At 75.0% G+C, this 22,696-nt stretch carries 22 protein-coding genes; 7 read left to right on the top strand and 15 right to left on the bottom strand.

The window, feature by feature from the left end:
* Nucleotides 1-87 precede the first annotated feature (87 nt).
* The 8 genes from ACL02R_RS01615 to ACL02R_RS01580 form a co-directional block, all read right to left on the bottom strand.
* The gene (locus ACL02R_RS01615; protein WP_412794975.1) at nucleotides 88-858 is read right to left on the bottom strand and encodes an ABC transporter ATP-binding protein; all 771 of its coding nucleotides are present in this window, start codon (nucleotides 856-858) and stop codon (nucleotides 88-90) included.
* Nucleotides 855-1,889 (bottom strand): FecCD family ABC transporter permease, encoded by a 1,035-nt coding sequence (locus tag ACL02R_RS01610; RefSeq protein WP_412794974.1) that lies wholly within the window; start codon nucleotides 1,887-1,889, stop codon nucleotides 855-857. The genes ACL02R_RS01615 and ACL02R_RS01610 overlap by 4 nt, the downstream gene beginning before the upstream one ends.
* On the bottom strand, nucleotides 1,886-2,650 hold the full coding sequence (locus tag ACL02R_RS01605) for a class I SAM-dependent methyltransferase (RefSeq protein WP_412794973.1): 765 nt from the start codon (nucleotides 2,648-2,650) through the stop codon (nucleotides 1,886-1,888). Before ACL02R_RS01605 ends, ACL02R_RS01610 begins: the two co-directional genes overlap by 4 nt.
* A 40-nt stretch (nucleotides 2,651-2,690) precedes the next feature.
* The gene (locus tag ACL02R_RS01600) at nucleotides 2,691-3,695 is read right to left on the bottom strand and encodes an ABC transporter substrate-binding protein (protein ID WP_412794972.1); all 1,005 of its coding nucleotides are present in this window, start codon (nucleotides 3,693-3,695) and stop codon (nucleotides 2,691-2,693) included.
* A 229-nt stretch (nucleotides 3,696-3,924) separates the two neighbouring features.
* The gene (locus ACL02R_RS01595; protein ID WP_412794971.1) at nucleotides 3,925-5,073 is read right to left on the bottom strand and encodes a glycerate kinase; all 1,149 of its coding nucleotides are present in this window, start codon (nucleotides 5,071-5,073) and stop codon (nucleotides 3,925-3,927) included.
* Between the two features lie 105 nt (nucleotides 5,074-5,178).
* The gene (locus ACL02R_RS01590) at nucleotides 5,179-6,600 is read right to left on the bottom strand and encodes a phytoene desaturase family protein (protein ID WP_412795164.1); all 1,422 of its coding nucleotides are present in this window, start codon (nucleotides 6,598-6,600) and stop codon (nucleotides 5,179-5,181) included.
* A gap of 181 nt (nucleotides 6,601-6,781) precedes the next feature.
* A complete protein-coding gene (locus ACL02R_RS01585; protein WP_412794970.1) occupies nucleotides 6,782-7,120 on the bottom strand; it encodes a type II toxin-antitoxin system VapC family toxin in 339 nt (112 codons plus the stop codon).
* A gap of 67 nt (nucleotides 7,121-7,187) precedes the next feature.
* Nucleotides 7,188-7,460 (bottom strand): hypothetical protein, encoded by a 273-nt coding sequence (locus ACL02R_RS01580; protein WP_362967516.1) that lies wholly within the window; start codon nucleotides 7,458-7,460, stop codon nucleotides 7,188-7,190.
* Between the two features lie 374 nt (nucleotides 7,461-7,834).
* Here ACL02R_RS01580 and ACL02R_RS01575 point away from each other — a divergent pair, with 374 nt between their 5' ends.
* The 3 genes from ACL02R_RS01575 (at nucleotide 7,835) to ACL02R_RS01565 (ending at nucleotide 10,635) form a co-directional block, all read left to right on the top strand.
* On the top strand, nucleotides 7,835-8,218 hold the full coding sequence (locus ACL02R_RS01575) for a hypothetical protein (RefSeq protein ID WP_412794969.1): 384 nt from the start codon (nucleotides 7,835-7,837) through the stop codon (nucleotides 8,216-8,218).
* A 46-nt stretch (nucleotides 8,219-8,264) separates the two neighbouring features.
* Nucleotides 8,265-9,956, top strand: a complete 1,692-nt coding sequence (locus tag ACL02R_RS01570) for a hypothetical protein (RefSeq protein ID WP_412794968.1) — start codon at nucleotides 8,265-8,267, stop codon at nucleotides 9,954-9,956.
* Nucleotides 9,957-10,179: 223 nt separating this feature from the next.
* A complete protein-coding gene (locus ACL02R_RS01565; protein ID WP_412794967.1) occupies nucleotides 10,180-10,635 on the top strand; it encodes a hypothetical protein in 456 nt (151 codons plus the stop codon).
* Between the two features lie 101 nt (nucleotides 10,636-10,736).
* On the opposite strand, the gene ACL02R_RS01560 is transcribed toward ACL02R_RS01565, so the two are convergent.
* From ACL02R_RS01560 to ACL02R_RS01550, 3 genes are all read right to left on the bottom strand, one after another.
* On the bottom strand, nucleotides 10,737-11,570 hold the full coding sequence (locus ACL02R_RS01560) for an inositol monophosphatase family protein (protein WP_412794966.1): 834 nt from the start codon (nucleotides 11,568-11,570) through the stop codon (nucleotides 10,737-10,739).
* Nucleotides 11,571-11,622: 52 nt separating this feature from the next.
* Complete coding sequence (locus tag ACL02R_RS01555; RefSeq protein WP_412794965.1) at nucleotides 11,623-12,963, bottom strand: hypothetical protein; 1,341 nt, start codon at nucleotides 12,961-12,963, stop codon at nucleotides 11,623-11,625.
* Between the two features lie 114 nt (nucleotides 12,964-13,077).
* Nucleotides 13,078-14,883, bottom strand: a complete 1,806-nt coding sequence (locus ACL02R_RS01550; RefSeq protein ID WP_412794964.1) for a gamma-glutamyltransferase family protein — start codon at nucleotides 14,881-14,883, stop codon at nucleotides 13,078-13,080.
* A 177-nt stretch (nucleotides 14,884-15,060) separates the two neighbouring features.
* On the opposite strand from ACL02R_RS01550, the gene ACL02R_RS01545 reads away from it, so the two are divergent.
* Both ACL02R_RS01545 and ACL02R_RS01540 read left to right on the top strand, forming a co-directional pair.
* Nucleotides 15,061-15,885 (top strand): hydrolase, encoded by an 825-nt coding sequence (locus ACL02R_RS01545; protein ID WP_412794963.1) that lies wholly within the window; start codon nucleotides 15,061-15,063, stop codon nucleotides 15,883-15,885.
* Nucleotides 15,886-15,930: 45 nt separating this feature from the next.
* The gene (locus ACL02R_RS01540; protein ID WP_412794962.1) at nucleotides 15,931-16,275 is read left to right on the top strand and encodes a signal peptidase I; all 345 of its coding nucleotides are present in this window, start codon (nucleotides 15,931-15,933) and stop codon (nucleotides 16,273-16,275) included.
* Here ACL02R_RS01540 and ACL02R_RS01535 read toward each other — a convergent pair.
* The 4 genes from ACL02R_RS01535 to ACL02R_RS01520 form a co-directional block, all read right to left on the bottom strand.
* Nucleotides 16,260-17,312: a TIGR03842 family LLM class F420-dependent oxidoreductase gene (locus tag ACL02R_RS01535; RefSeq protein ID WP_412794961.1), complete on the bottom strand. Its 1,053-nt coding sequence runs from the start codon at nucleotides 17,310-17,312 to the stop codon at nucleotides 16,260-16,262. The genes ACL02R_RS01540 and ACL02R_RS01535 overlap by 16 nt on opposite strands.
* 46 nt (nucleotides 17,313-17,358) lie before the next feature.
* Nucleotides 17,359-18,762, bottom strand: a complete 1,404-nt coding sequence (hydA, locus tag ACL02R_RS01530) for a dihydropyrimidinase (protein ID WP_412794960.1) — start codon at nucleotides 18,760-18,762, stop codon at nucleotides 17,359-17,361.
* A 291-nt stretch (nucleotides 18,763-19,053) separates the two neighbouring features.
* Nucleotides 19,054-20,451, bottom strand: coding sequence for a gluconate:H+ symporter (locus tag ACL02R_RS01525; protein ID WP_412794959.1), 1,398 nt, complete (start codon nucleotides 20,449-20,451; stop codon nucleotides 19,054-19,056).
* 159 nt (nucleotides 20,452-20,610) lie between these two features.
* Nucleotides 20,611-21,099 carry a gluconokinase gene (locus ACL02R_RS01520; RefSeq protein ID WP_412795163.1) on the bottom strand — a complete coding sequence of 163 codons (489 nt, stop codon included), beginning with the start codon at nucleotides 21,097-21,099 and terminating at the stop codon, nucleotides 20,611-20,613.
* A 161-nt stretch (nucleotides 21,100-21,260) separates the two neighbouring features.
* Here ACL02R_RS01520 and ACL02R_RS01515 point away from each other — a divergent pair, with 161 nt between their 5' ends.
* Nucleotides 21,261-21,986, top strand: coding sequence for a FadR/GntR family transcriptional regulator (locus ACL02R_RS01515; protein ID WP_412794958.1), 726 nt, complete (start codon nucleotides 21,261-21,263; stop codon nucleotides 21,984-21,986).
* 172 nt (nucleotides 21,987-22,158) lie between these two features.
* Complete coding sequence (locus ACL02R_RS01510; protein WP_412794957.1) at nucleotides 22,159-22,566, top strand: hypothetical protein; 408 nt, start codon at nucleotides 22,159-22,161, stop codon at nucleotides 22,564-22,566.
* The last annotated feature ends 130 nt before the right edge of the window (nucleotides 22,567-22,696 follow it).

Here is a 22,696-nt window from a genome sequence, read left to right as displayed (position 1 = left end):
GCGCGGGGCAGGACGCCGGTCCTCCCGGGCACGCCACGGACGGGCCCCGCCAACCGCCGCCGGGCGCGCGGTGGTCGGCGGGGCGCTTCACAGCGGGTCGAGCCGCAGCTCAGGCCGTCTGTCCGGGCCCTCGCGCACGGTGGCGCGCACCTGGTACACGTCCCGCAGCGTGCCGGATGTCAGCACCTCCACCGGGGCGCCGGACGCGACGACCCGCCCGGCGTCCAGCAGGACGAGGTGGTCGCAGTAACGCGCGGCGAGGTCCAGGTCGTGCAGCGCGGCGACGACCGTGACGTCCATGGCCGACAGCATCTCCATCAGGTCGAGCCGGTACCGGATGTCGAGGTGGTTGGTGGGCTCGTCCAGAAGGAGCCCCGCCGGTTCCTGGGCGAGGGCGCGTGCCGTGTTGACGCGCTGCCGTTCGCCGCCGGAGAGCGTGGGCCACGACCGGTCGGCGAGCGCGGCGACCCCGGTGCGGGCCATCGCCCGTTCCACCGCCTCGTGGTCCCGTGGCGCGGCCGACCTGGCGCGGTGTGGAGCCCGGCCGAGCGCCACCACCTCCCGTACCGTCATGTCCACATCGGTCGCCACGTCCTGGGCGACGAAGGCGAGCCGCCGGGCCACCGCGCGGCGCCCTGCGGCGGCCACGTCCCCGCCGTCCAGCAGCGCGTGCCCGGACGAGGGGGCGCGCAGCCCGGCGAGCAGGCGCAGCAGCGTGGACTTCCCTGACCCGTTCGGGCCGATGAGACCGGTGAACCGGCCGGGCGGCAGCGTGAACGTGAGCCCGTCGAGGATCGTCACGCGCCCGGCGCGCCGGCGTAGCTCACGCGCCGCGTGCCGGGTCGGCCGGCCGCTCACGGCGCACCGGTCCTGCGGCGCAGCAGCACGGCGAACGCCGGTACGCCGATGAGCGCGGTCAGCACGCCCACGGGCATCTCCTGCGGGGCGAAGACGGTCCTGGCCGCCGTGTCCGCCCAGACGACGAACACCGCGCCGAGCAGCGCCGCCGCAGACAGCAGGACCGCGTGCCGTCCGCCCACCAGCGCCCGCGCCGCGTGCGGCACCAGCAGGCCGACGAACCCGATGGCCCCGCTCGCGGCGACCAGGCACCCCGTCACGACGGCGGCGATCACGTACAGCACGGGCTCGGCCCTGCGTACCTCGAAGCCCACCCCGGCGGCGACCTCGCGGCCGAAGGCGAGCGCGTCCAGGTGCCCCGCGTACAGCCGCAGCAGCGCCATCCCGGCCGTCGTGCCGACCGCGCAGACGCCCACCAGCGTCCAGTCCGCGCGGGCGAGCGAGCCGAGGAGCCAGAAGGTCACCGCCCTGGTGCGGTCCGCGTCGCCCGACAGGACGACGATGAGGCTGGTCAGCGCGCTGAACAGCTGGGAGACCATCACCCCCGCCAGCACCACGCGGGTCGCGGAGCCCAAAGCGCGCCCGAGCAGCAGCAGGACGCAGGCGAACGCGGTCAGCGCCCCGGCGAACGCCCCGCCTGGCAGCGCGAAGACCCCGCCGCCGATGCCCAGCACGATGACCGCGACGGCCCCGGTCGAGGCGCCGGATGAGACGCCGAGGAGGTACGGGTCGGCGAGCGGGTTGCGCGTCGTGGCCTGGAGGACGGTGCCGCACAGGGCGAGCCCGGCACCCGTCAGGGCGGCGAGCAGGACGCGCGGCAGCCGCAGGTCCCAGACGATGCTGTCCCGCAGCGGCGACGGCGTCTCCCACGGGCCGCCGAGGTGGGCGCCGACCGTGCGCGCCACGTCGAGCGGCGGTATGTCGGCGCTGCCGAGACCGGCCGCGACGACGAGGGACAGCACGAGGCACGCGCCGCCCGCGACGAGGACGAGCGGGCCGCGCGCGCCCCGGGTGCGGAGGATCGCCGTCATCGGCGGGCGAGGACGACGTAGTCGTCGAGGTACTGCCAGACGGTGCCGACCTCGGCGAAGCCCGCCGTGCGCAGGGCCGACAGGTGGAAGTCGAGCGGGGCGAGCGGCTGGGGCGGGCGCGTGGCGAACCGCCGCTCTCGCTCCACCGCGAGCGGCGCCATGCCCGGCTGCCCGGCGGCCAGCGCGTACCAGTCGTCCCAGGTGTCGGCACCGGCGGCGAACGCGGCACGCTGCACGCGGCCGTCGTGCTCCGCGGACAGCGACCGCAGCGTCTCGTGGTCCGGTCCGAAGCGGAGGTGGTCCGCGTTGAGGAAGACCGCGCCGGGCGGGAGCAGGTCGGCCAGCCGGGTGTAGACGCGCAGCAGGTCGGTGGGGGAGAGCCAGTGCAGCGCGGTCGAGGAGAGGACGGCGTCGAAGGCGCGGTCGGCCAGCGGGTCGGCCCAGTCGTCGCGGACGAGGTCGGCTTCCAGGACGCTCGCGCGGTCCCCGTACTCGCCCAGGACGCCCCTGGCCACCTGGAGCAGCAGCGGGTCGTAGTCGATGGCGGTGACGGAGGCGTGCGGGAAGCGGCGCAGCGCGCGGTCGGCGAGCGAGCCGGGGCCGCAGGCGAGGTCGAGGGCGGTGAAGCCGGGGGACAGGTGCAGGTCGAGCACGTCGAACATGGCCTGGAAGCGCGGTTCGCGGTGGGCGACGTAGGCGGCCTGCTGGTCGTCCCAGCGGGCGAGCAGGTCGCGCGGCGGGAGGGAGGGGATGGCGTTCACGGGTGTCTCCATGGGGGAACGGGAAAGGGGGGCGCCGGCGTCAGCCGCCGTACAGGTCCTCAAAGCCCTGGCTCACGTCCTCCACCAGTCCGACGCTGCGGATCGAGGGGTCCATCGCGGAGCCGGGGACGACGATGAAGCGGTCGTTCCGCACGGCGTCGAGCCGGGAGGTGACGGGGTTGGACCGCAGGAAGTCCTTCTTCGCCTCGGCGCTGTCGCCGTCACCGCCGCGCGTGAGGTCGGCCAGCACGATGACGTCGGGATCGCGCTCGGCGATCTCCTCCCAGGTGCCGGCCGGCCACTTCTGGTCCACGTCCTCGAACGCGTTGTCCACGTCCAGGAGTCCGCTGACGGTGGAGGGCAGGCCGCCGTGTCCGGCGACATAGGGCGTGGTGGTGCCGGAGTAGTACCACAGGACGCTCGCGCCGGTGCCCTGCGGGGCGTCCGCCACGGCGCCGTCGAGGCGCTGCCGCAGGTCGCCCACCACGTCGTCGCCCCGGTCCTCGACATCGAAGACGTCCGCTATGTCCTCGATCTCGGCGAAGATCGCGTCGAACCCGACGGTCTCGGGGATGCGTTCCAGGTCCTCGCAGTCGAACGTGCTGAGGTACGCGGGCACCCCGAGCGCCGCCCAGTCGGCGCGCGACCCGGCCGCCTCGGCGGCGTAGGCGGAGGAGAGGGTCGAGTAGAGGAAGTCGGGCTCCTCCGCGAGGGTCGCCTCGTGGTTCGCGTACTGGGCCGCCAGCACCGGCACCTGCGCGTACGCGTCCGCGAGGGAGGGCAGTACGGGGTCGGTCTGGTAGGAGGTGCCGATCATGCGGTCGGCCAGGCCGAGGGTGAGCATGATCTCGGTCGCGTTCTGCTCCAGCGAGATGGCCCGCTCCGGCGGCGCGGTCACCTCCAGGTCGAGGCCGCAGCTGGTGAGGGAGGCCGCCGTCTCGCCCGTGGTCCCCGCCGTGGACGAGGGAGCGGGGTCGCCGCCACCACACCCGGCGAGGGCGCCGAGGGTCAGCAGGGAGGCGAGCGCCCATCCCTTGTTGCGCATGATTTTCATAACCAGGGACTGTACGGCTGCCGCGCGGCGCCTCCGTCCGCCGCTGCGGCGGGCAGCGCGGGGCGGCCCGTGCCGCCCGGCGAGGTGAGGGTGCGTCAGGGGCCCTGGAAGCGGAACGAGTTGCTCCGGCGCCCGGCCGCCGCGAACGCGGTCGGCGGGAAGGGTGCGCGGGCCCGGGGTGTGGTCAGGATCACGGCGGTCGGGGGGCGGCCCGCCGCCGTCAGAGCTGTTCGGCGGCCAGTACGCGCGCGACCCGCTCCAGCAGCGGACCGGCGTCCGCCATGCAGCGCTCCGGGTCGGGTTCGAGCGCCGTCAGCGGATAGGCCGCCTCGATGCCCGCGCCCGCCAGCTCGGCCTCGCCGATCGCCAGCCGCCCGCACACCGCCACGACCCGCTTCCCCGCCGCCCGCGCGGCGGCGGCCACACCGGCCGGGGCCTTCCCGTGCAGCGTCTGCCCGTCGAGCGATCCCTCGCCCGTCACGACCAGGTCTGCCCCGGCGAGCGCCGCCTCGAAGCCGAGCACGTCGAGCAGCACCTCGATGCCCGGCCTGAAGGACGCGCCGAGGCCGAGCAGCGCGCCGAAGCCAAGACCGCCCGCCGCGCCGGCGCCGGGGGAGGCGGCCAGCTCGGCGGCGCGCGGGCCCTCCGTACGCTCCAGGACCCGTACGAACGTGGCGAGCGCCGCGTCCAGCACCTCGACCTCGACCGGGTCGGCGCCCTTCTGCGGGCCGTAGACCGCCGCCGCGCCGGTCGGGCCGGTCAGCGGATTGTCGACATCGCCGGCCAGCACGAACGTGGTCCCGGCGAGGCGCGGGTCGAGGCCCGCCAGGTCCGCCGAGGCGAGGTCGCGCAGCGGCCCGCCGCCGTACGGCAGCGGGTCCCCGTCCGCGTCGAGCAGCCGCGCGCCGAGTGCCGTGAGCATGCCCGCGCCGCCGTCCGTCGTCGCCGAGCCGCCGACGCCCAGGACGATCGTGCGCGCGCCCGCGTCCAGCGCCGCCGCGATCAGCTCGCCGGTGCCGTACGTCGTCGCCGTCATCGGGGCGAGCGACCAGCGCGGCAGCAGCGCCAGGCCGGACGCCTGCGCCATCTCGACCACCGCGACGTCGCCGCGCAGCGCGAACACCGCGCGCACCGGCAGGCCCAGCGGGTCGGACACCTCGGCCTCGCGCGCCTCGAAGCCGCCCGCGACCGCCGCGTCCACCGTCCCGTCGCCGCCGTCCGCGACGGGCAGCGACGTCACCACCGCGCCGGGGCGTTCGGCGCGGATACCGGCCGTCACGTGCGCCGCGACCTCGGCGGCGGTCAGCGAGCCCTTGAACTTGTCGGCCGCGATCAGCACGCGTCCGGCAGCGGTCTCCGTGTCCGTCATGGTCGCCCCTGGGGTTCGGTTGCGGTCGGGAAGGCGGTCACGCCGCTGGCGACCCTATCCGGGCGGGAGTGCGCAGATCACGGGCGGGTCGCCCCGGCGCACGGGTCAGCGGCGCCGGTTGCTCAGCCCCAGCCGCCTCCAGACGGCCTTCGCCGCGTTGTGCCCCGACATGCCGTGCACCCCCGGGCCCGGCCAGGACGCCGACGAACACAGGAACACCGCCGGGTGCGGCGTCGCGTACGGGTTGAACGCCACGCGCGGCCTGAACATCGTCTGCAACCCCCTGAACGCGCCCGTCGCGATGTCACCGCCGACGTAGTTCGCGTTCCGCCGCGCCAGCTCCGCGGGACCGGCGACCGCGCGGGCCAGCACGAGGTCCCGGAAGCCGGGCGCGAACCGCTCCAGCTGCCGTTCCATCGCGTGCGTCAGGTCCCCGTCCCAGCCGCCCGGCACATGCCCGTACGCCCAGAACACGTGCTTCCCCGCGGGCGCCCGGCCCGGGTCCACCACCGACGGCTGCACCGTGATCATGAACGGCCGCTCCGGCGCCCGGCCGGTCGTCGCCGCCGCCTTCAGCGCCGCGCCGATCTCCTGGCTCGACGCCCCCACGTGCACGGTCGCCGCACGCCGCGCCTCGGGCGCCGTCCACGGCACGGGACCGTCCAGCGCGTAGTCGATCTTGAAGACGGACGGGCCGTACCGGTAGCCCTCGTACGTCCTGCCCAGGCCCGCGATGCGCGCCAGCGCCGTGGGGGAGGTGTCGAAGACGTACGCGCGGGCGGGCGGCAGTTCGTCCAGCCGCCGCACCTCCACGCCGGTGTGGACCGTGCCGCCGAGGTCGAGCAGGTACGCGGCGAGCGCGTCCGAGATCGCCTGCGACCCGCCGCGCGCCACCGGCCAGCCGTGCGCGTGCGCGGCGAGCGCGAAGACCGTCGCCATGCCGCCCGTCAGCGGCGTCCCCACCGGGGCGATCGCGTGCCCGCCCAGACCCGTGAACAATGCCCGCGCCCGGTCGTCCCTGAACCGCCGCACCAGCGCCCCGACGGGCAGGAAGCCGATCAGCCCGAAGCGCGCCAGCGTCACCGGATCGCGCGGCACCGCGTCCCACGGCACGCGCAGGAAGTCCCCGGCGAGCGTGTCCCACCTGCCGGTGAACGGCTCCACCAGCCGCCGGTACGCGCCCGCGTCGCGCGGCCCGAGCGACGCGGCCGTCTCGCCGACCGACTTCGCCAGCACCGCCGCCGTCCCGTCGGGGAACGGCTGCGCCATCGCGATGTCCGTGCGCAGCCACTCCAGCCCGTACCGCCCGAGCGGCATCCCCCGGAACGCGGGCGAGCCCGCCCCCATCGGATGCGCGGCCGAGCACGGGTCGTGCAGGAAGCCGGGCAGCGTCAGCTCCTCGGTCCGCGCACCGCCGCCCACCGTGTCCCGCGCCTCGAACAGCTCGACCGACATGCCGCGGCGGGCCAGCTCCACCGCCGCGGTGAGCCCGTTCGGCCCGGCACCCACCACGACCACATCACGCATCGTCGGCACGCCACGCTCCCCTTCACCGCGGACAGGACCCACGAGGATACGCCTGCCCCGTGTGACGGTTCGACAACGACCGTGCCCACCGTGCCGCGTGTGGTCCCATGCGGTGTCGGCGTCGGTGCCTCCACGCGGAAACCGTACCTGCCGCATCAAGGGGGGAGGACGGTTCGCCGGGCTACGGCAGAAGTGTCAGCGCGGCGATGTGAGCGGGCCTGACGACGCTGAAATGCCGCCGGTCGAGGGTCGCCACCCGGTTCACGTCGAAGCGCTCGGCCACCGCGATGACCGAGGCATCGACCCCGCCGAGCGGAAAGTCGGCGTACTGGAGGACCAACTCCCCCATGCGTGACAGGTCCGCCGGAGTGAGGTGCACCAGCTCGAAGGTTCCCCGTGCGACCTCGGCGAGAAACGCCGCTTCGACCTTGGGCCAGCGCTCCAGCAGCCAGCAGACCTCGGTCATGACGGGACTCGGCAGCAGACGGCGGCCGGTCAGCGACGTCAGAAGGAAACGCACTCCGGGTGGCGCCGGTCGGCGGCGTTCAACGCCGCGGCCAGAGGCCCGGTGTCCAGGACCGTGGCGGTCATGCCGAGTCGCCGAAACGCTCGCGCATCCGCTCGCGGAGGTAGTCGTCGTGCCGTTCGGCCAGATCCTCTGGGCCGTCCACGCTGCCGATCAAGGCCAGCAGCCCGGCCGGGACCGACTCCTCGTCGTCCGCCTCGGCGCCCGACAGGGACTGGGCGACCTGCGACAGCTCTTCGTCCTGGGTGACAAGGAGACGCAGGCGCCGCACCTGGGTCGGCGTGAGCCGGTCCACCAGGTGGTGCATGTCCTCGTAGTCGTATGCAGCGGTCACGTCGCCAGTCTAGGACGGCTTCGCGGCATCGAGCAGTTGGATAGACGACGCATCCACTCGCTTTCTGTGACCGCGTGGGTGAGTAATGTCACGCTGTCGTGCCGGTCGTCAAGGATCGCGTCCCTCGGTGCGGGTGGCTTGTACAGGCCGGCTGAGCCGTCGCCTGGCCCGGTGGCGGGAGGGCGCTGATACCGATCGCGGCGGCCGCTCCTCTGGCGGGGATGTGCGTGCCGTCCGCGGGAGCAGCCCGGCGATCGTTCGGTCGCCTGCCCCGCATGACGGTTCGACAACGACCGTGCCCACCGTACTGACACTCTGTCATGCTGGGGGCACGGCTGTGACGGCAGTGCGGCCGGTGGAGGGCGGGGACTGCCGTGGACGAGGGGGAGTACCGCGACCCGGCGCGGAACGTGGACGAACGGGTCCCGCGGGACGGGCAGGAAGAACAGGTCGTGCGGACCGGCGACCTGGACGCCATCGGCGGCTCGGCGGCCGAGCTGACCGCCAGCCTGCTGGCGCACGGCCGCGTCGCGGAGGACATGTCCCGCGAGACGGGCCGCGCGCTGGAGCAGGACGGCTTCGCGACGGGCACCGCGCTCACCGAGGTGGCCGACACCTGGGTGACGCAGGAACGGACGCTGCGCGACGGACTGCGGCACGTCGCCGAGCACCTGGACGCGTCCTCCCGCATCACGACACTGCTGGAGGCGGAGATCGAGGAGGGACTGCGGCTCAACTCGGGAATCACCGGACTGTAGGGGCCACGGCACGGCGAGAAAGGCGAGAAGGGGGAGGACGGACGCCATGGGCGCGGGAGGGATGACGTTCCACGGCCTGTACGACGCGCGGCTCGGCAAGCTCGCGCAGGCGGCGGAACGCTGGGACGAACAGGTGCGGCGGCTAGACGACTTCCGCGGGACCGCCGACGACATGGCCGCGGCGGCGCGTACGGCCGTGTGGGCGGGGGAGAACGCGTCGGTCACCCTGCCGATGGTCGAGCGGCACTACGAGCAGTACATGGCCGCCTTCCGGCAGGCCGTCACCCTGCCGGAACTCTCCCAGGACGCGCACGACCGCCTCCGGGGACTCCAGGACGAACTCACCGCGCTCGTCGAGACAGCCGCCTCCCAGGGCGTCCACGTCAGCGCGTCCGGCCTCGCCTCGCTCGGCGGCGACCCGCAGTCGCTCGACCACGAGGCCCGGCAGACCATGCAGGGGCGCGCGGACGACGTGCAGGAGCGGATCGACGCCGTGCTGCGCCGCGCGGCCGAGGCGGACGAGGCCGTCGCCCAGGCCCTGCGCGACGCGAGCGGCGCGGACCCGCACGCGTTCACCGGCGTCTCGTACGGCTCGCTCGACGAGGCGGTGCGGGCGTTCGAGGACGCGGAATGGCTGAGTGACACCCTCGGCCGGCCCCCGGCCGCCCTGACCGCCGACGACCGCGAGCGGATCGCCGACCTCCTGCGCGCGTACGGCGACGACCCCGCCTTCGCCGAACGCGTCGCCACCGGCCTCGGCGCCGACGGCGCGCTCGCCTCCTGGGCCGCCCTCGCGGGCGCCGCCTCCGCGGGCGGCGTGACCGACGCGGAGGCCGGCGAACTGGCCGGTCTCCAGGCCGGACTCGGCACCCTCCTCGGCCACGCACTGGCATCGGCAACTCTCGGCCACCCCTACGACAGCACCGGAACACCCCCACTCCGCGGCGCGGAACGCACGGAACTCTTCGAACGCGTCGTGGCGTACTACGGCGGCGAGTTCGACCCCAACGGCACCACCCGCGTCGACCACCACGCAGCCCTGACAGGCAGCCTCGCCCACATCGGCGCGGCTTACATGCCGGACCTCCAGCACGCCGTCACGGGAACCGACCCACCCGCGGAGCTCAACCTCCCGGGCACGCCCGACCCGACGGAGGCGGTGGCCTTCCTCTACAGCGTGGGGCGCGATCCCGACGCGTACGGTGATCTCGTGGCTGCTCAGGAAGCCTATGGGGCGGCGTCCGTCGATCTCGCGCTGGCTTCGCCCGCTGACGGCCTTGAACAGCGGGTCACCAACGCTGCTGAGAGCAACGGCCAGATCGCCGGCATCCTGGCGGCCACCCGGGCCGACGCCGTGTACCAAGTCCAGATCGCCACGGACGAGGAGTTCAACGCCGCGCTGGAGGAACGGACGCAGTGGGCGGACCGGCTCATCGGCGAGGCGACCGCGATGATTCCGTACGGCGGTACGGTCGCGGGCTGGGCGGCGGAAGATCTGGTCGCCGCATACGGAGAAGACGCCCGGCAGGACACCTCGGGCACTGCACGCTACGACGCGCATGACACCAAGACGGAAGCCTGGGCTCGCGCCGAACGGGCCAGCGCCTCGACGGTCCGAATCGCGGCCGGGGCGAACGGATTCACCGATCAGACGTCTTTCCTCACCGATACGGCAGTGATCAGTACGAGCAGGGGACTCGACACAGGTGAAGCGCGTATCAGTGAACTGCTCGGGTGACGGACGGAAGGCAGCCATGCAAGCCACAAGGTGTGACGAGGAAGTGACCAGTCGACCGGCCGGTGGCTCGAAGGCGGTCCGGCCGGGAGAGCGCGCGGAAGATCTGCCTGTCGAGATGGGGAGAAGAGCGACGGCGGCGAAGGCGGCTCTGTCCCTGGCGATCGTCGGTATGTGCGTGACGTCTTGCTCGGACGACGGCGGGTCGGGCACCAGGGAGTATGCGGTGCCGGAGACGCTGTGTGAGCTGCCGGTCGAGCAGGCCCTCTACGAGGGCCTGCTCCCGCCGGGCGAACGGGCGGAGCGGGAAGGCACCGTGGGTGGGGTGACGTGGAGCTACTTCTGTACCTGGACGGTGGACGGGGAAGTGGCGTTCGCCGTCGAGGCGATGCCGGGCGGGACCGGCGGTCTTGAGGGGTTCGCCTCGGAGGCCGAGGAAGCGGCCGGTGAGCCGGTGGAGATAGCGGGACCTTACGAGGCCCGGGTCTGGCCGCGTGTCGCCATCGCCAGGGGCACATGCGACAACACAGGCACGGACACGGGTGTGTTCCAGGACTCCGCTCCGCTGACGGTCGTCATGCGTGCGCACTTTCCCGAGGACGACGATGAGGCCCAGGTGATCCTGCGGGAACTGCTGATCCCTGTGATGGAGGCGGAGCGCGACCGCGTCGGCTGTGCGTGACCGTCCTCCGGACGCGGCGCTGCGGGGCCACCCCCGCCGGAGCCGCCAGGCAGGACGGCTCGCTCTCTCCGTGCGGTCGGGGTGACGCCACCGCCCCGGCGTCAGGCCGGGGAAGGGTGGGGGGTTGTTGTCAGGATGGTGTGGAGGTGGTCGAGTGTCGTCGTGTCGCGGGCCACCGCGAAGGGGAGTGCGTTGCCGCCGGAGAGGCGGAATGCGCTGCCGTCCAGTGTGCGGTGCACGCCGCCCGCCTCCTCCACCAGCAGCAGCCCGGCCGCGTGGTCCCAGGCGAACTCCCAGGTGAACGCCAGGCCGTCCACCGCCCCCGACGCCACGGCCAGGTATTCGAGCCCCGCCGCCCCGCACGGCCGGGGCGCGACGCCGTCCGTCCAGAGGCCGGACAGCGAGCGCTTCTGCGCCGGTGTCGTGTAGTCCGGGTGCGAGCAGGCCACCTCCAGGACCTTGCCCGGCCCGGGTGAGCCGGCCGTCAGCCGCTCGCCGTCCAGCCAGGCGCCCTCGCCCCGCCGCGCGTACGCCAGCAGGCCGAGCGCCGGGGCCAGCGTCCACGACGCCAGCACCTCGCCCCGCAGCGCGAGCGCCACCAGCGTGCCGAACCCCGTCTCGCCGCGCACGAACTGCCGCGTCCCGTCCACCGGGTCCACGATCCACACCGGGGCGTCACCGTCCAGCGCCCCGTACACCGACGGGTCGTCCGCGAACGACTCCTCGCCCACGACCACCGAGCCCGGCAGCAGCGCGGTCAGGTCACGCGTCAGCCGCAGCTCGGCCTCGCGGTCCGCGACCGTGACCAGGTCGTGCGGGCCGCTCTTCGTCGTCACCTCGTGGGCCGCGAGGCGCCGCCAGCGCGGCATGATCTCCGCGTCCGCCGCCGCCCGCACGGCCTCCTCCACGCCCGCCACCAGCTGTTCATCGATCATGCCCCCATCGAAACACGACCGGCCGCGCCCCGTGACGGGCCCCCGGCGGGGGTCACGCGACGCCCGCGCGCCGCAGCTCGCTGTTCACCGCGTGGTGGTGGTGCGGGGAGACGCTGCGCGCCGCGTCCAGCAGCAGCGGCACGACCACGTCGGGCGCCCCCTCGGCCGCCCGTACCGCCTCCTCGGCGGGCCGGGCGCGCACCAGCGCCGACAACAGCGTCACCGCCTCGCCGGCGCGGCCCGCCGACCACAGCTCCGCCGCGATCGACCCCGCCTCGGGGGCGGGCCGCGCCGCGCCCTGCCGCAGCAGTTGCCCGCAGTCCCGCTCGCGCCCGGCGGCGGCGAGCGCCTCGGCGGCGGCGGCCAGCGGTCCCGGCGGCAGCGACGCCGCCTCCCACAGGAGGGTGGCCACGTCCGAGGCCATCCCCAGACGCTCCAGCTCGGCGGCGAGCACCGGGAGCCGTCCGGCCGGGCCGTGCGCCGCCTCGGACAGCAGGACGTGCGCCGGGCCGCTCTGCCCGTCCTCGCGCAGCCGGTGCAGCCGCCCGGCCGCCGCGGCGGCGGCGCGCCGCTCCTCCGCCGACAGGCGCTCGGCGCGCGCCCGGCGCTCCGCGCGCGACTCGCGCAGCGCCCCCGCGAACCGCGAGCCGCCGGGCGGCGGGGCGGTGGCCCGTTCCGGCCCGGGGGCGGGTACGGCGGCGGCGTCCGGGACGGGTATCGCCCGCGCGCCGACCGGTTCCGGCGACGGCTCGACCCCGGCGAAACGCGCCCCGCCCCGCGCCCGGCGCGCCCCCCGCGCGGGCGCGGGAGCGTCCACGGGCGGCGCGGGCGTGAAGCCCGCACCGGACGCCGTGCGCCCCGAGGGCCCCGCCCCGGCCGCGAGCCGGGCCCGCACCTCCGCGCGGCGCGCGACGACCCGTTCCTCGTCGTCCTGCGACCACAGCCGCAGGGCCGCGCACCGTTCCGCCTCCGCCGTACGCCCGGCCAGCCGCGCCGCCTCCTCGGCGACCGCGAGCCGCCGCTGCCGCAGCACGACGCGGCGCCCGGCGCGGTCGAGCTCCGCCGCCCGTGCCTCCAGCGCCGCACGCCCGCCCGGCACGGCGTCCTCGGCGCGCACCACCGCCTCGTACAGGCCGCGCAGCGCGTGACCCGCCCGTTCCGCCGCCAGCGGGCCCCGCGCAACGGCCAGGTCCTGCAACAGATCGGCCACCACGTCCCAGGGCGGCAGCGCACGCCCCGCGAGCCAGTCCGCCAGCTCCGCGGGCGCCCGCCGCCCGAACGCCGCCAGCCACCCGGCCCCCGGATCGAGGGCCTCCGTCACCGCCAGCAGCCCCGCCGTGAAGTCAGCCGGCCGGACCGCGTGCTCACGTCGCGCCAAGGGGACATCACCCATGGCACCACTGAACCGGGGCCGTGTTACACCTTCTGTTTCCGAACGGTCACAGCGGCTTTTCCAACGGCTCCGGTCCGCCTTTGCCTCCGCCGCCTCCGCCGCCTCCGCCCCGGATCAGCGCCCGACCGCGTACCCCTGCATGCCGCGCGGGTTCGCCGCCGACAGCAGCACGCCCGTCTCCGGGTCGCGCCCGACGACGCACAGCCGCCCCTCCGTCCACGGCCCGGCCACCGTCACGTCGTGCCCCCGGCGCCGCAGCTCGGCGACCGTCTCCTCGCCGATCCGCGACTCGACCGTCACGCTGCCGAGCGCCGTCGAGCGCGGGTAGAACGAGCTGGGGAACGCGTCCTGGTGCCAGTTCGGCGCGTCGATCGCGCCCTGGAGGTCCAGCTGCCCGCGCACCTCGGGGCGCAGCGCCACCGCCAGGAAGAAGTGCGCCTGCCACTGGTCCTGCTGGTCACCGCCCGGCGTGCCGAACGCGAGCACCGCCTCCCCGCCGCGCAGCGCGAGCGACGGGCTGAGCGTCGTCCGGGGACGCCGCCCCGGGACCAGGGACGTCGGCAGGCCCTCCTCCAGCCATGTCATCTGGAGCCGCGTGCCCAGCGGGAACCCCAGCTCGGGGATCACCGGGCTGGACTGGAGCCAGCCGCCGCTGGGGGTGGCGCTGACCATGTTCCCCCAGCGGTCCACCACGTCCACATGGCACGTGTCGCCGCGCGTCTCGCCCGAGTGCGCCACCGTCGGCTCGCCCGCGCCCGCCGCCTGCGCGGGCACGCCCGCCGCACCGGCGCCCGCGCCGCGCGCCCAGGCGCTCAGCCGCGGCGTGCGCTCCCCGGGGCTGCCCGGCCGCAGCTCGTGCGAGGCGCGCTCGCCGATCAGGGCGCGCCGCCCGGCGTTGTACGCGGGGGACAGCAGGTCGTCCAGCGGGACGTCGTCCGTGTCGCCGTACCACGCCTCGCGGTCGGCCATCGCGAGCTTGCTGCCCTCGACGAGCGTGTGGACGTACTCGGGCGTGCCGTACGTGTCCGCGTCGATCCCGCCGTCGAGCAGCGCGAGCTGCTGCGGCAGCACCGGGCCCTGGCTCCACGGCCCGGCCTTGCACAGCGTCCAGCCGCGCCACTCGTACGTCAGCGGCTCCTCGTACGCCGCCGACCAGCCCGCGAGGTCGTCGCCGGTCAGGACACCGGCGTGCCGTTCGCCCGACGAGTCCATGGCGGGCCTGGCCGCGTGGGCGGCGACCGCCTCGCCGATGAAGCCCTCGCGCCAGATGCGGCGTGCGGCGTCGATGGCGGCCTCCCGGCTCCCGCCGGGCGCGGCGGCGGTGGCCTCGGCGATCAGGCGGCGCCAGGTGGCGGCGAGCGCGGGGTTGCGCAGCATCTCGCCGCCCGCCGGGGGGCGGCCGTCCTTCAGGTACACCTCGGCGGACGAGGTCCACTCCGTCTCGAACAGCTCCTGGACCGCGGCGACCGTCAGGCCGACGCGTTCGACGGCGGGGTGGCCGCGCTCCGCGTAGCCGATCGCGTAGTCCAGGACGTCTTCGAGGCGCCGCGTCCCGTGGTCGCGCAGCAGCACCATCCAGGCGTCGAACGCGCCCGGCACGACGGCGGCGAGCGGACCGGTGCCCGGCACCAGGTCGAGGCCGAGGCCGCGGTAGTGCCCGATGGTGGCGCCCGCCGGGGCCGGGCCCTGCCCGCACAGCACGCGCACCGGGCCGCCCGCCGGGGCGATGATGACCGGCGCGTCGCCGCCGGGGCCGTTGAGATGGGGCTCGGTGACGTGGAGGACGAACGCGGCGGCCACGGCGGCGTCGAACGCGTTGCCGCCGCGTTCGAGTTCGGCCATGGCGGACTGGGAGGCGAGCCAGTGGGTGCTGGAGGCCATGCCGAAGGTGCCGTGCAGGGTGGGACGGGTGGTGAACATGCGCGGGAGCATACGCTTTTCATACGACTCGTGCCGAGGGGGCCGGGGGCTCCGCCCGCTCGTGCGCGGGGTCTGGCGGTGGCCGCGGGGGAGGGCTACCGTCGTGAGTGGGAGCGCTCCCACGGTCGGGTGGGAGAGCCGTTCACGCTCCCGCCCCCGGACTGAGGAGAGACCCCCATGCGTCCGTCCCCCACACCCCGCTCGCCCCGTTCGCCCCGCGCCCTCCGCGCCGCCGCCACGGCCGCCGCCGCGCTGGCCCTCGCCGCCACCGGCGCCCCCGCGCAGGCCCAGCCCCAGGAGCCGGAACGGGCCGCCGCCTGCGCCGCCGACGGCTTCTGCGAGGACTTCGAGTCCCAGACCGGCGGCCAGCCGTCCGGCCGCTGGGCCGTCACGTACCCCGACTGCTCCGGCACCGGCACCGCCGCCATCGACACCACCACCGCCCACACCGGCGGCCGTTCCCTCCGCATCGACGGCGGCCAGGGCTACTGCAACCACGTCTTCGCCGCCACCAGCCTCGACGACCTGCCCGCCGGCTCCGACGTCTACGTCCGCTTCTGGGTGCGCCACACCACCGCGCTCCCGGGCCAGCACGTCACGTTCCTCACCATGCAGGACGCCGCCGACCAGGGCCGCGACCTGCGCATGGGCGGGCAGAACGGCCGGCTTCAGTGGAACCGCGAGTCCGACGACGCCACCCTGCCCGAGCAGAGCCCGGCGGGCGTCGCGCTCAGCGAGCCGCTGCCCACCGGCACGTGGGCGTGCGTCGAGTACCGGATCGACCCCGGCGCCGGCCTGCTCGACACCTGGCTCGACGGCGACCCCGTGACCGGCCTGACCGTGGACGGCGTGCCCACCCACGACATCGACGGCCAGTGGCTCAACCGCACCTGGCGCCCCGACCCCACCGACCTGCGCCTCGGCTGGGAGAGCTACGGCGAGGGCACGGACACCCTCTGGTACGACGACATCGCCGTCGGGACCACCCGCACCGGCTGCTGACCCTCCGCCCGGACCCGCTCCGGCGCGCTGCTGCGGTCCGGCGCCATGACGCACGACCGGGTTTCCGTGTACACGGGCCACGCGGGTGCCGACGCCCCGCTCGACCACGGCTGGCTGCTCGGGCACTTCAAGCCGCCGGACGATCCGCGCCACAGCGCGGACGTCGAGGTCAAGTGGGGCGTGCACCCGCGCGGCGAGCGGCGCACGGCGCTGCTCGTCCTCGTCAGCGGGCGTTTCCACGTGCTGCTGCCCGACCGCACGGTGATCCTCGCCCGCCAGGGCGACTACGTGGTGTGGGGCGCCGGGGTGGACCACTCCTGGTACGCGGCGGAGGCATCGGTCCCCGTGACCGTCCGCTGGCCGTCCGTCCCGGGCTACGCGGTGACCTGAGCGTCCGCCAGGCCGGCCAGCGCCGGGATGACGTGCGCGCCGTACGCGTCGACCGTCGCCTCCTTCGCGTCGTGCATCGCGTACACCGCGAACTGGTCCACGCCGAGATCCCGCAGCCGCCGCATCCGTGCGACATGCGCCTCGGGCGGGCCCAGCACGCAGAAGCGGTCCACGATCCCGTCGGGCACGAAGGCGGCGTCCGGGTGCCCGGCGCGGCCGTGGTGCGCGTAGTCGTAGCCCCGGCGCCGCTCGACGTACGCGGTCAGCTCGCCGGGGACGAGCGCGGACCCGGCGCCGTAGCGGCGTACGAGGTCCGCCACGTGGTTGCCGACCATGCCGCCGAACCACCGGCACTGCTCCCGCGCGTGCGCCAGCGCGGCGGGGGAGTCGTCCGCCGTCACGTACGCGGGCGCGGCGACGCAGACGGTCAGCGCGTCCGGGTCGCGCCCCGCCGCCCGCGCCGCGTCGCGCACGGCCCGCACCATCCACTCGGTGAGGAACGGGTCGGCGAGCTGGAGGATGAAGCCGTCCGCCCGTTCCCCGGCGAGCGCCAGCGCCTTCGGCCCGTACGCCGCCATCCACACGGGCAGCGCCGCCCCTGCCGTCCCCTCCGCCACCCACGGCAGCCGCACCGGCACCCCGCCGACCAGCGCCTCGCGCCCCTCGGCGAGATCGCGGACGACGCCGATGGCCTCGCCGAGCGCGGCCAGCGTGGACGGGCTGCGGCCCGCGACGCGCACCGCCGAGTCGCCGCGCCCGATGCCGCAGACGGTGCGCGGGCCGAACATCTCGTTGAGCGTCGCGAACGTCGAGGCGGTCACCTCCAGGGCGCGCGTGCCGGGGTGGGTGACCATCGGGCCGACGCGCATCCGCTCCGTGCGGGCCAGGATCTGGCTGTGGATGACGAAGGGCTCCTGCCACAGCACGGCGGAGTCGAACGTCCAGCCGTATCCGAAGCCCGCCTCCTCGGCGCGCCGCATCAGCTCCACCACTCCGGCGGCGGGCGGGTCCGTCTGGAGGACGAGTCCGAAGTCCATGCGCTTCTCCTGGGTCGTGCGGCGTACCGGTCGTGCGGTGTACCGGTCAGGCGGTGTACTGGCAGCTCCCGCGCGGCACGAAGCGGCCGTGCCCGGCGCGGCCGACGAAGCGCCGGTCGAGGACGACGGGCTCTCCGCGCGAGAGGACGGTCACGACCCGGCCGGTGACGCGCCGGCCCTCGTAGGCCGAGTAGTCGACGTTCATGTGGTGGGTCGCGGCGGACAGGGTGTGGGTGGCGGCCGGGTCGTAGACGACGACGTCGGCGTCGGCGCCGGGCGCGAGCGTGCCCTTGCGCCCGTAGAGGCCGAACATGCGGGCGGGCGCCGCGCAGGCGAGCTCGATCCAGCGGCGGCGGCCGATGCGGCCCTCGACGACCGCCTGGTGCAGCAGGTCCATGCGGTGCTCGACACCGGGGAGGCCGTTGGGGATGCGGGTGAAGTCGCCGCGCCCCAGCTCCTTCTGGCCGGCGAAGCAGAACGGGCAGTGGTCCGTCGAGACGACCTGGAGGTCGTCGGTGCGCAGGCCGCGCCACAGGGCGTCCTGGTGCTCGCGGGAGCGCAGCGGCGTGCTGCACACGTACTTGGCGCCCTCGAAGCCGGGCGCGGCCATCGCCTCGTCGGTCAGGAAGAGGTACTGCGGGCAGGTCTCGGCGAAGACGGGCAGGCCGTCGTCGCGCGCCCGCGCGATCTCGGCGACGGCCTCGCGCGCCGAGACGTGCACGACGTAGAGCGGCGGGCCCCCGGCGACGCGCGCGAGCTGGATCGCCCGGTGGGTGGCCTCGGCCTCCAGCAGGGCGCGGCGCACCTCGCCGTGGTGGCGCGGGTCGCGGCGCCCGGCGGCGAGCGCCTGCGCGGCGAGGACGTCGATGGCGATGCCGTTCTCGGCATGGACCATCACCGTCGCGCCGTTCTCCGCCGCCGTCTGCATAGCGCGGAGGATCTGCCCGTCATCGCTGTAGAACACGCCTGGGTAGGCCATGAACAGCTTGAACGAGGGAACGCCCTCGGCGGTCAGCGCGCGCATCTCCCGCAGCACGTCCTCGCGTACGTCCGCGAGGATCATGTGGAAGGCGTAGTCCACGGCGCACTGCCCGGCGGCCTTGGCGTGCCAGGCGTCGAGGCCCTCGCGCAGCGCGCGGCCGCGCTCCTGGACGGCGAAGTCGACGACGGTCGTCGTGCCGCCCCAGGCGGCGGCGGCCGTGCCGGTGGCGAACGTGTCCGCCGCGCGGGTGCCGCCGAACGGCATCTCCATGTGGGTGTGCGCGTCCACGCCGCCGGGGACGACGTACCGTCCGGTGGCGTCCAGGACGGTCCCGGCGGTCCAGCCCGTCGCCTCGGCGCTGCCCCGGGCGGCGAGGGCGGCGACGCGGCCGTCCTCGATGAGGAGGTCCGCCTCCAGTTCGTCGGCGGCGGTGACGACCAGCCCGCCCCGGATGACTGTTCGGCTCACGGCACGGTCCTGTTCCGGCGCCGGGGAGGCACCCCGTAGATCAACGGACAAGACGACCGTAGGTCTGATCACACAGGGTCGCAACGGCGTGACACGGCGGTGCGTGCGAGCCGGGGAGCGTGCGCGGGCGGTGACCTGGCGGGCCGGGGCTTCGGCGTGTCCCCGGCCCGCCAGGGGCACGGCGGGGCCCGTGCGGGCCCCGATCCCCTGAGGCTAGGAGCGTTGCCGCAGGAAGTCCATGCGTGCGTCGCAAAAAACTGCGTGCATGTCGCAAAAATGCGACCGTTGGGGTCAGATGATCAGCGACAGGAGCAGCACCCACAGCAGCGCCGTCACCGAGATGATCGTCTCCATCAGCGACCAGGTGCGCAGCGTCTGGCCGACCGACATCCCGAAGTACTCCTTGACCAGCCAGAACCCGGCGTCGTTCACATGGCTCAGGAACAGCGACCCGGCCCCGATGGCCAGCACCAGCAGCGCCACGTGCGACGTGCTCATCCCCTCGGCCAGCGGCCCGACGAGCCCGGCGGCGGAGATGGTCGCCACCGTCGCGGAGCCGGTCGCCAGCCGGATGCCGACCGCGATCAGCCAGCCGAGCAGGAGCGCCGAGACGTTCCAGTCCTCCGAAATCTCCAGGATCATCCCGCCGACCCCGGCGTCGATCAGGACCTGCTTGAACCCGCCGCCCGCGCCGACGATCAGCAGGATGCCCGCGATGGGCGCAAGCGCGCCCTCCACCGACCCGGCCAGCCGGTCACGCCCGAGCCCCGCCGCCCGGCCGAGCGTGAACAGGCCGAGCAGCACGGCCGCGAGCAGCGCGATCATCGGATCGCCGACCACGTCGGCGACGCGCTGCACCGTGCTCTCCGGATCGTCCACCACGATGTCGACCAGCGCCTTGGCCAGCATCAGCACGACGGGCAGCAGCACCGTGGCGACGGTGGCGCCGAAGCCGGGGCGGCGGTCCAGCCGCTCCGACGGGCGCTCGGGTATCAGCCCTTCCGGCGGCGTCACGTCCACCCGGCGGGCGGCGTACCGGCCGAAGAGCGGACCGGCGATCACCGCGGTCGGCACCGCCACCAGCACGCCGAGCGCCAGGGTGAGACCGAGGTCGGCGTCCACCGCGTCGATCGCGACCAGCGGCCCCGGGTGCGGCGGCACCAGGCCGTGCATCACCGAGAGACCGGCCAGCGCCGGGACGCCGATGCGGATGAGCGACTGGCCGCCGCGCTTCGCGACCAGCAGCACGACCGGGACCAGCAGCACGATCCCGACCTCGAAGAACAGCGGCAGCCCGATGATGCAGGCGATCAGCAGCATCGCCCAGGGCATGCGGCGCGGACTCGTCCTCGCGAGGATCGTGTCCACGATCTGGTCGGCGCCGCCCGAGTCGGCCAGCAGCCTGCCGAGGATCGAGCCGAGCGCGATCAGCACGCCGACCCCGGCGACCGTGCTGCCGAGACCGGCGCCGAAGCTGTCGATGACCCGGTCGAGCGGCGCGCCCGCGGCGGCGCCGAGCGCCAGGGAGCCGAGGGTGAGGGAGAGGAACGCGTGGAGCTTCCAGCGCGTGATGAGCAGGACGAGCACGGCGATGCCCGCCAGTACGGCGAGCGCCAGCTGGGCGTGGCCCGCCGAGGTGATCGGCCCGGCGGCCGTGGTGACCGCCATCGCGTCGTCGGGATGGGGCATGGGGGGACTCCTCGCGTGGCACGGCGCGCCGGCCGGAGTCCCGGTCGGCGCCTGACGGTGACGTCTGGAGGTGCGGGACGTGCGGGTGATGCGGGGCGAATGGTGCCGCCGACGCGGCCCTCCCGACAAGGGGGCGGCGTGCGGGGGTGGTGCGGGCTGTCAGGCGGCCGGTCGCCCGCGGACGGCCGCGGCGGCCTCGTCGGCGATCCGCGCGGCGTCCGCGCCGATGTCCACGCGCGCGCCCCGTTCGTCCTCCTGGAGCGGTTCGAGCGCGGCGAGCTGGGAGTCGAGCAGGGCGCCCGGCATGAAGTGGCCCTTGCGGGCGGCCATACGGCCGGCGATCAGGTCCCGTGAGCCGTCGAGGTGGACGAAGAACAGCCCGGGGGCGGCGGCGCGCAGCCGGTCGCGGTAGGCGCGCTTCAGGGCGGAGCAGGTGACGACCGCGCCGCCGTCCGCCGCGTGCCCGGCGGCCCAGGCGCCGATGGCGTCGAGCCACGGCCACCTGTCCTCGTCGGTCAGGGGCGTGCCGGCGGACATCTTGGCGACGTTGGCGGGGGAGTGGAAGTCGTCCGCGTCCGCGTACGGGACGCCGAGCCGGTCCGCGAGCAGCTCGCCGACCGTGGACTTGCCGGAACCGGACACGCCCATGACGACGACGACCGTGGCGCCGTGCGCATCGTTCACCGTGCTGTCTCCTCTCAGGTCACTGCGGGGGCCGCCGCCCGCCGACGCGTACGACGTGAAAGGCGGCCGCGGGGAATACGTCCTACATAATGGGCCATGGGGGCGTCATTCCGACAGGGAGGGCCATGGACCAGCGGACGGACCCGCGGACGGACCGGCGGCAGACGGGCCTGCACGCCACGCTCCTCGCCGCGCTCGGCCCGGCCATCACCGGCGGCGAGCACCCGCCCGGGGCCATCCTGCGGACCGACGCGCTGGCGGAACGCTTCGGCGTGTCCCGCACCGCCGTGCGCGAGGCCGTCCGGGTCCTGGAGTCCCTGCGCCTGGTCGAGTCGAGACGGCGGCTCGGCGTGCGCGTCAGGCCGCGGGAGGAGTGGGACGTCCTCGCCCCCCAGGTGATCCGCTGGCGGATGGCGGGCGCCGACCGGCCCCGCCAGCTTCGGTCGCTGACGACCCTGCGCTCGGCCATCGAGCCGGTGGCCGCGGGGCTCGCCGCCCGGCAGGCGACCCCGGCGCAGTGCGCGGAGGTCACCGCCCTGGCCATGGACATGGTCGCCACCTCGCGCGGCGGGCGGCTGGACGCCTACCTGGCGCACGACATCGCGTTCCACCGGGCGGTGCTGCGGGCGTCGGGCAACGAGATGTTCGCCCGGCTCGGCGACGTCGTGGCCGAGGTGCTCACCGCGCGCACCCGGCACGGCGTCATGTTCCCCGACCCCGACCCGGCGGCCGTCACGCTGCACGTACGGGTGGCCGAGGCGGTCAGGACGGGTGACGCGGCCGGGGCCGAGCGGCTGACACGGGAGATCACCGAGGGCGCGCTGCGCGAGCTGGACGTCCTCGCGCCCTGAGCGGACGGGGCGGCGTCCGTCCCGCCTGACCCGGTGGGGGGACTGCCCGTCGGGAACAGCCGCGTCACCCCGGCAGGGGACGCAGGGGCGACGACGCCCTCCACCACCTGCTCCGCCCCGGAGGTCCCGCGCATGCGCTTCGCCGTCCCGATCCCCCAGCACACGACAGAGGGTGCCTTCGACACCGGCCGCGCCGCCGCGTTCCTGCGCCCCGCCGCCCCGGACCCTGCTCGACATCCTGCGGGCGTCCGTCGCGGCGTGGCCCGACGCCCTCGCGCTCGACGACGGCGAATGCGAGACGCACTGGCTGCCGGAACCCGACCTTGTTCGCATCAGGGACGGTGCGGTGGTGGGCCGCGCCTGCGTCGTGCAGACCCACCTGTTCCACGACCGCGTGATGCGCCTGGACACCGTGGACATCGGACCAGGCGCCGTGCCCGGCCCGCACACCATCGCCCTGCCGGGCAGCCGGATCGGGGGAAACACCACCGTAGGACCGGCTTCCCTGGTCATGGCGGCCGAACACCTCCCCGCCGGCGCACGCTGGCAGGGGAACCCCGCTCACCCGTCGCGCGGTTGACCACCCCTCCGGCGACGCCGGACGGCAAGATCATCGCCATATTCGTTACGCCGCAGACATGTACGGGAGTGAAGAGTTTGCCTACTCTTTCGTCGGGCTGTGTTCATCTAGGTCGTGTCTTCAAAGGGGG

The sequence above is a fragment of the Streptomyces sp. MS19 genome, from assembly GCF_047200595.1.
Lineage (GTDB): Bacteria > Actinomycetota > Actinomycetes > Streptomycetales > Streptomycetaceae > Streptomyces.
This window is presented reverse-complemented; position numbering and strand designations above follow the sequence as displayed.